7 protein-coding genes are annotated in these 7,066 nt (G+C 44.1%); 6 read left to right on the forward strand and 1 reads right to left on the reverse strand.

Annotated features, from left to right (window positions below):
• Window positions 1–19 precede the first annotated feature (19 nt).
• Entirely contained in the window at window positions 20–388 is a 369-nt protein-coding gene (locus AB4405_RS14640; protein ID WP_372061510.1) for a tyrosine-type recombinase/integrase, read from the reverse strand.
• Window positions 389–490: 102 nt separating this feature from the next.
• Here AB4405_RS14640 and dusA point away from each other — a divergent pair, with 102 nt between their 5' ends.
• The 6 genes from dusA to AB4405_RS14670 all read left to right on the forward strand — a co-directional run bounded on the left by dusA (window position 491) and on the right by AB4405_RS14670 (window position 6,647).
• Window positions 491–1,492, forward strand: a complete 1,002-nt coding sequence (dusA, locus tag AB4405_RS14645; RefSeq protein WP_372061521.1) for a tRNA dihydrouridine(20/20a) synthase DusA — start codon at window positions 491–493, stop codon at window positions 1,490–1,492.
• Between the two features lie 183 nt (window positions 1,493–1,675).
• Window positions 1,676–1,885, forward strand: coding sequence for an envelope stress response protein PspG (locus AB4405_RS14650; protein ID WP_102471264.1), 210 nt, complete (start codon window positions 1,676–1,678; stop codon window positions 1,883–1,885).
• A 99-nt stretch (window positions 1,886–1,984) separates the two neighbouring features.
• Complete coding sequence (locus tag AB4405_RS14655; RefSeq protein ID WP_102471263.1) at window positions 1,985–2,215, forward strand: thymidylate kinase; 231 nt, start codon at window positions 1,985–1,987, stop codon at window positions 2,213–2,215.
• 118 nt (window positions 2,216–2,333) lie between these two features.
• Window positions 2,334–4,166, forward strand: coding sequence for an assimilatory sulfite reductase (NADPH) flavoprotein subunit (locus AB4405_RS14660; RefSeq protein WP_372061511.1), 1,833 nt, complete (start codon window positions 2,334–2,336; stop codon window positions 4,164–4,166).
• The gene (gene cysI, locus AB4405_RS14665) at window positions 4,166–5,881 is read left to right on the forward strand and encodes an assimilatory sulfite reductase (NADPH) hemoprotein subunit (RefSeq protein WP_372061513.1); all 1,716 of its coding nucleotides are present in this window, start codon (window positions 4,166–4,168) and stop codon (window positions 5,879–5,881) included. Before AB4405_RS14660 ends, cysI begins: the two co-directional genes overlap by 1 nt.
• Window positions 5,874–6,647 (forward strand): phosphoadenylyl-sulfate reductase, encoded by a 774-nt coding sequence (locus AB4405_RS14670; RefSeq protein ID WP_372061515.1) that lies wholly within the window; start codon window positions 5,874–5,876, stop codon window positions 6,645–6,647. The genes cysI and AB4405_RS14670 overlap by 8 nt, the downstream gene beginning before the upstream one ends.
• Window positions 6,648–7,066 lie beyond the last annotated feature (419 nt).

Consider the following 7,066-nt stretch of genomic DNA (forward strand, 5'->3'; position numbering starts at 1 on the left):
TGCTGAGAAATTATGCTATTTACCGCTTTTGGTGAAGTTTATGCGGAAACAATTGCGTATAAACCTGCAACAAAATATTCAAATTCCGATGACCTGTCACTTGGGCTACTTCTTCAATGGAGTAGCCTTTTTCAAATAACCTACTGGCACCCTCGCGCCTTAAATCGTGGTAGCGCAAGTCCTCGATCCCTAAACTGTTCCTAACGCGCTGAAACCCTGCCGTTACGCTTCTTGAGTTATAAGGGAAATAGGTCTTCGCAAGCTCTTTCCTTTTGAAAGTTCTCGATTCTCTGTGTATTATTGCCTGCTTTTTCTTCACGATGATGGTTGCTTTGTAGCGGAATTCACCGCTTTGTAGCTGCCGTTTTTCAATTGATAGAGAAGCCATTCCGTCGTCCTACTCTTTGAGGGGCACTATAGGACGAATTTGGACGAAATTACATGATATTCAAAGCGGATTTGAATGGTTAAAAACTTAGGTAAAACAATGATGAAGCCAGACAACACAAGCGATTTCCATTCAAGCCGTCTTTCCATAGCACCCATGCTCGATTGGACGGATAGACATTGCCGTTACTTCCATCGTTTGCTTTCTTCGCAAGCCTTGTTGTATACCGAGATGATTACGACGGGGGCAATTATTCACGGTAAGGGTGACTTTTTAGCGTTCAATACTGAAGAGCATCCTGTCGCATTGCAGTTAGGCGGTTCAAACCCAACTGATTTGGCAACGTGCGCGAAGCTTGCTCAAGAGCGTGGTTATGATGAAATCAACCTCAATGTTGGTTGTCCGTCAGATCGTGTTCAAAATGGTCGCTTTGGGGCTTGCCTCATGGGGGAGCCTGAGCTGGTGGCTGAATGTATTGCGGAAATGAAAGCGGTGGTCTCTATTCCTGTGACGGTGAAGACTCGAATCGGGATTGATGATCAGGACTCGTACGAGTTTCTTACGCGTTTTGTGTCTCATGTTTCAGAGCAAGGGGGTTGTGAGGACTTTACCATTCATGCCCGTAAAGCATGGTTAAGTGGCTTGAGTCCAAAAGAGAACCGAGAGATCCCGCCGCTAGATTACCCTCGTGCGTATCAAATTAAGAAAGATTTCCCGCACTTACAGATTGGCGTTAATGGCGGGATAAAAACGTTAGCTGAGTCGTTAGAGCATTTAGAGCACTTAGATGGAGTGATGATTGGGCGCGAAGCTTATCAAAACCCGTATTTACTGGCTGAGGTTGATCAAACCATCTTTGGAATGGACACGCCTGTGAAGAAACGCAGTCAGGTTGTGGAGGCGATGTATCCGTATATTGAGAAGCAACTTGCTAATGGCTCTAATCTTGGGCATATCAGCCGACATATGATTGGTTTATTCCAAGCTTTACCGGGTGGCAGACAATGGCGTCGTTATATTAGTGAAAATGCGCATAAGAAGGGCGCAGGCGTTGAAGTGATTCAAACGGCACTGACTAAAATTCCAAAAGAACTCGACGTTTAAATTTACCAAGTTCGTGGTTAAAAATACCAACTCCAGTTGATTTACCGATCAGCTGGAGTTTTTTATTTTATAAGTGCAATACTATCAATGGCTTGAAAAGTTGGAACGGTTCATGCTTTATCATAAATATTACGGTGTTAGGTCTTACACCACTATTATTTTTTCAGTGCCTAAGGAGGCGATATGTTTGAACTGATTTTCATCATGGTCTTTATCGGAGTGTTAGTCATGACGGGGGTAACGTTTGTCACCGTTTCATTGGCAATCGTTGCGTCATTCACTGTGCTATTTATGCTAGGAATGGTGGGTGTCCTTTTCCAACTTCTGCCGTGGATTGTCGCGTTTGTTATCGCCTTATGGGTATACAACCGCTTTATTGCACGCTCTAGTTAACATATTGGTAACAACGAATCCGACGAAAATGATCCAGCTTGCTATAGTTAATGAAGGAGCTGACGCCAACAGGCTCCGCTATAGAATTTTGGAGGAAGCATGACCATAACGGAATTGAAGTACCTTTATCATCAAGACTTACTTTCTGAAGCGATTATTGAACCATCTGAATCGGAAGGGGGCTGGGTAGTTGAATTTCGCCACAAGCAAGGCGGATTCCTTATGCTGACAGACATTCACGGTGCCGAGTGTCAGTATATTGATCTTGATAAAGCCTCTAAATCTGCGCTGGCGGTTGGCTTTTCTCAGGTGCGTATTGAAGCGAAATAATCCCCCCTCAAAATATTCCTTTCTTCCAAAAAGTTATAAAACATACATATCTATTCTTTCTTGTTATTAAAATGGTTGGTTAATCTATCGTCACGCAATGTTTAGGGATGTCGTGACTATGTCATCAAATGGAAATACACAACAAGAACTTCCGGGCTTAGCTGCTCCAATCAATGATCAGCAGCTATCGCAATTACAACAAGCATCAACTTCTTTATCGTCCAACCAATTGGCGTGGGTGAGTGGTTATTTTTGGGGATTGAGTCAAGCACAAAACCCAACACCGTTAACACCTGTAGCGAGCGCGGTCACCACCGCCGTAGCCTCCCAGCCTGCTGGCAAGCTTACCATCATTTACGCGTCTCAAACCGGGAATGCGAAAGGCGTAGCTGAGGCTCTTGAGCAAGAAGCGTCAGCGCATGGAATCACAGCACAGCTATTTGATGCCAGTGACTACAAAGGTAAAAACCTCGCTAAAGAGACGCATGTGATTTTTGTGGCGTCAACAAATGGTGAAGGTGAAGCACCCGATAATGCGATTGAGTTGCATGAGTTTTTGCAGTCGAAGAAAGCACCTAAGCTTCCTAACCTGAAGTTTGCCGTGATTGGTTTAGGCGATTCAAGTTACGAGTTCTTTTGTCAAACGGGTAAAGACTTTGATGCCTTTTTAACTAAGCAGGGCGCGACGCCATTTGTTGAAAGGTTAGATTGTGATGTTGATTACGATGTCGTAGCGGCAGAGTGGCGACTTAAGGCACTTGAAGTCATTAAAGACGATTTATCTTCGCAAGCAGCGGATGTGGTTACGTTACCTGTTGCCACCGCTGGTGCAACCACGACATACACAAAACAGAACCCATACACGGCAACGCTGCTAACCAGCCAAAAAATCACAGGCCGTGACTCTGGCAAAGATGTTCGACACATCGAAATTGATCTCGAGAATTCAGGCCTGACGTATCAAGCCGGCGATGCATTGGGGGTTTGGTTTGAAAACAACAGTGAGCTGGTGGATGCGATTCTCGCTCAAGCGCAACTTTCTGGGATTGAAAGTGTGGATGTCGATGGTGAGAGCATCTCGATACGTTCGGCACTGATTAAGCACTACGAGATCACGGCGTCAAACCCTCAGTTTGTCACCAAGTACGCCGAGATATCGGGCAGCAAAAAATTACTTAAGTTGGTCGAGAATAAGGACCAACTGCGTGAGTACTCAGGCGAAACTCAAGTCGTCGACGTGCTTCGAGAGAAGAAAACCAAGCTTGATGCTTTGCAACTCATCTCACTATTACGCCGCTTAACGCCACGTTTATATTCTATCGCTTCCAGTCAGTCAGAAGTTGAAGAAGAGGTGCATCTAACGGTAGCGCTTGTTGAATACAACAAGGGAGATGAAAAGCGACATGGTGGTGCATCGTACCATTTAGCAAAAGGCCTTGAAGAGGGCGACGAAGTGAAAGTCTTCGTTGAACATAACAAGCAATTCAAATTACCCGATGATAATGACACACCGATTATCATGGTTGGCCCTGGCACGGGCATTGCGCCATTTAGAAGCTTTATTCAAGAGCGAGAAAATCGTGATGCAAAAGGTAAGAACTGGTTGTTCTTTGGTGATCGAACGTTTACTCAAGATTTCCTATATCAAGTTGAATGGCAGAAATACCTTAAGTCAGGTGTACTGAATCGTCTAGATGTGGCGTTTAGCCGTGACCAACATGAGAAGGTCTATGTTCAGCACCGTCTACTCCAGCAAGGTGAGCAAATTTGGCAATGGCTACAAGAAGGTGCTCATCTTTATGTTTGTGGGGATGCGACGCACATGGCAAAAGATGTGAATACTGCGCTGATTGAGATTGTAAAACAGTATGGCGGTAAAGATCTTGAGCAGGCTGAGGCATACGTAAGCGAACTAAGAAAAGCAAAACGTTATCAAAAGGATGTGTACTAATGAGCAAACAAGAAGTATTAGGCCAAGTATTGGGCCCATTAGCTGATAACGAGCGCTTGAAGCGAGAGAGTAATCATCTACGCGGTACGATTGAGGCTGACTTATCCGACCAAATTACTGGTGGCTTTACCGCAGATAACTTCCAACTTATTCGTTTCCACGGAATGTATCAGCAAGATGACCGTGATATCCGTAATGAAAGAACGAAACAAAAGCTAGAGCCGCTCCATAATGTGATGCTTAGAGCTCGCATGCCGGGTGGTATTATTTCGCCAAAGCAGTGGCTAGCCATTGATGAGTTTGCAACTGATCATAGTTTGTATGGCAGTATTCGTCTTACTACCCGTCAAACCTTCCAGTTTCATGGCGTGCTCAAGCCTAATATTAAGCTAATGCACCAGACACTCAATAAGATCGGTATTGATTCTATTGCTACGGCAGGGGATGTGAACCGCAACGTGTTATGTACCACGAACCCTGTTGAATCAGAACTTCATCAAGAAGCTTATGAATGGGCAAAGAAGATCAGTGAGCATCTACTACCGAAGACGCGAGCGTATGCCGAAATTTGGCTAGACGGGGAGAAAGTAGAAACAACAGATGAAGAACCGATTTTAGGCAGTAATTATCTACCGAGAAAATTTAAGACAACCGTCGTTATTCCGCCACAAAATGATGTGGATGTTCACGCGAATGATCTTAACTTCATCGCGATAGCGGAAAACGGTAAGTTGGTTGGGTTTAATGTCCTTGTGGGTGGCGGTTTGGCCATGACGCATGGTGATACGTCTACTTATCCAAGACGAGCCGATGATTTTGGCTTTGTGCCACTCGCACATACCTTAGAGGTTGCGGCGGCGGTGGTGACAACCCAGCGTGATTGGGGTAACCGTTCTAACCGTAAAAATGCAAAAACCAAGTATACGTTAGACCGTGTTGGTATCGATGTCTTCAAGGCTGAAGTAGAGAAGCGCGCTGGCGTGAAGTTCTCCGCAAGTCAGCCATATGAGTTTACTGAGCGTGGGGACCGTATCGGCTGGGTTGACGGCATTGACGGTAAACACCATTTGGCACTGTTTATAGAGAATGGTCGATTACTTGATTATCCAGGTAGGCCCTTAAAAACGGGCGTAGCTGAGATTGCTAAGATTCATAAAGGCGACTTCCGAATGACGGCCAATCAAAACTTGATTGTCGCAGGGGTAAGCAAAGCTCAAAAAGCGAAGATTGAAAAGATAGCTCGCGCTCATGGCTTGATGGATGACTCAGTGAGTGAGCAGCGCAAAGATTCGATGGCGTGTGTTGCCTTTCCAACCTGTCCCCTTGCCATGGCAGAAGCCGAACGCTTTCTTCCATCTTTCGTGACTGATGTGGAAAACGTACTTGAGAAGCATCAGATTCCAAAAGAAGAAAGCATCATCTTACGTATTACGGGCTGCCCAAATGGCTGTGGTCGAGCGATGTTGGCTGAGGTTGGTTTAGTTGGTAAAGCACCGGGTCGGTATAATGTCCACCTTGGGGGGAATAAAGCCGGTACTCGTGTCCCGAAAATGTATAAAGAGAACATAACGGAAAAACAAATCTTAGAAGAGCTTGATGAGCTGGTGGGGCTATGGGCTAAAAACCGCCTTAATAAAGAAGCATTCGGCGATTTTGTTATTCGTACGGGAGTAATAGAGGAAGTTAAAGTATCAAAGAGGGATTTCTATGCTTAAGTTCCAAGAAAGCCAGAAGCTTGAAACGTTGCTCTCTTTAACTAAGACGGAACAAATTCTCAAGTTAGCTGAATTGAATGGGCAGCTAGAGTTACTTAATGCGGAGCAAAGAATTGCTTGGGCTATTGATAACTTGCCTGGTCAGCACGTATTGAGCTCGAGTTTTGGCGTTCAGGCGGCAGTGATGCTGCATTTGGTGAGTAATGTGCAAAAAAACATTCCCATCATATTAACTGACACCGGTTATTTGTTTCCTGAAACGTATCAGTTTATAGATGCTTTAACGCAGCAGCTCGATCTTAACCTACATATCTATAGCGCTAAACTAAGTCCTAATTGGCAAGAAGTCAGATATGGAAAGTTGTGGGAGCAAGGTATAGAGGGAATTAAGAAATATAATCATCTTAATAAAGTCGAACCAATGAAGCGCGCTCTTGCAGACCTGAATGTTAAAACATGGTTTTCAGGGTTAAGACGAGAACAAGCAGAGAGCCGCTCGAATTTACCTGTGCTTGCGATTCAAAATGGACGATTTAAGTTTCTGCCGATTATTGATTGGTCCAACAGCCAAATTGAAGAGTACCTGCAATTACACGGTCTACGTTATCACCCGCTGAAAGATGAAGGTTATCTATCTATTGGAGATACCCACTCAACAAAAAGATGGGAACCGGGTATGAAAGAAGAAGAAACAAGGTTTAATGGGCTAAAGCGTGAATGTGGCCTCCATGAAGAAGATAACGAGCAAGATGGCTCAGGAATTTAAACAAGAGTTAGATTAAAAAATCCAAAAAAGGGGGCGAAAGCTTCCTTTTTTTAATAAGTCTGTGGATAACCTGTATGTGGTATGAGGGTAAAGTGGGATAAATAAGGCTTTGAAGTTAAAGTTAATTAAAAAGGCTTATTTTTGCAATTTATTCAAAAAAACGCTTGCCAATGTGAAGCTGATCTCTATAATGCGTCCTCACTGACACGGCAGAGCCCACAAGGGTTCAAGGCAATAATCAGTAAGGCTTCTAGCCAAAAGATAGTTTAAGATTTGTTTTTGAAAGAATTGAAAAATAAATCAAAAAAGTGTTTGACACTAACAATTATCTCGCTAGAATAGCCGCCTCTTCAAAGGGAAAGCCCAGCGCTAACCAAGAAGAGATGCTCTTTAACAACTTAAACCTATATCAATCTGTG

Source organism: Vibrio sp. 10N.261.51.F12, from assembly GCF_041471725.1.
In the GTDB taxonomy this organism is placed as follows: Bacteria; Pseudomonadota; Gammaproteobacteria; order Enterobacterales; family Vibrionaceae; genus Vibrio.

Coding starts and splice junctions, on each gene's coding strand:
- AB4405_RS14640 (WP_372061510.1), bottom strand. CDS start 388: ATGGCTTCTCTATCAATTGAAAAACGGCAGCTACAAAGCGGTGAATTC.
- dusA (WP_372061521.1), top strand. CDS start 491: ATGAAGCCAGACAACACAAGCGATTTCCATTCAAGCCGTCTTTCCATA.
- AB4405_RS14650 (WP_102471264.1), top strand. CDS start 1,676: ATGTTTGAACTGATTTTCATCATGGTCTTTATCGGAGTGTTAGTCATG.
- AB4405_RS14655 (WP_102471263.1), top strand. CDS start 1,985: ATGACCATAACGGAATTGAAGTACCTTTATCATCAAGACTTACTTTCT.
- AB4405_RS14660 (WP_372061511.1), top strand. CDS start 2,334: ATGTCATCAAATGGAAATACACAACAAGAACTTCCGGGCTTAGCTGCT.
- cysI (WP_372061513.1), top strand. CDS start 4,166: ATGAGCAAACAAGAAGTATTAGGCCAAGTATTGGGCCCATTAGCTGAT.
- AB4405_RS14670 (WP_372061515.1), top strand. CDS start 5,874: ATGCTTAAGTTCCAAGAAAGCCAGAAGCTTGAAACGTTGCTCTCTTTA.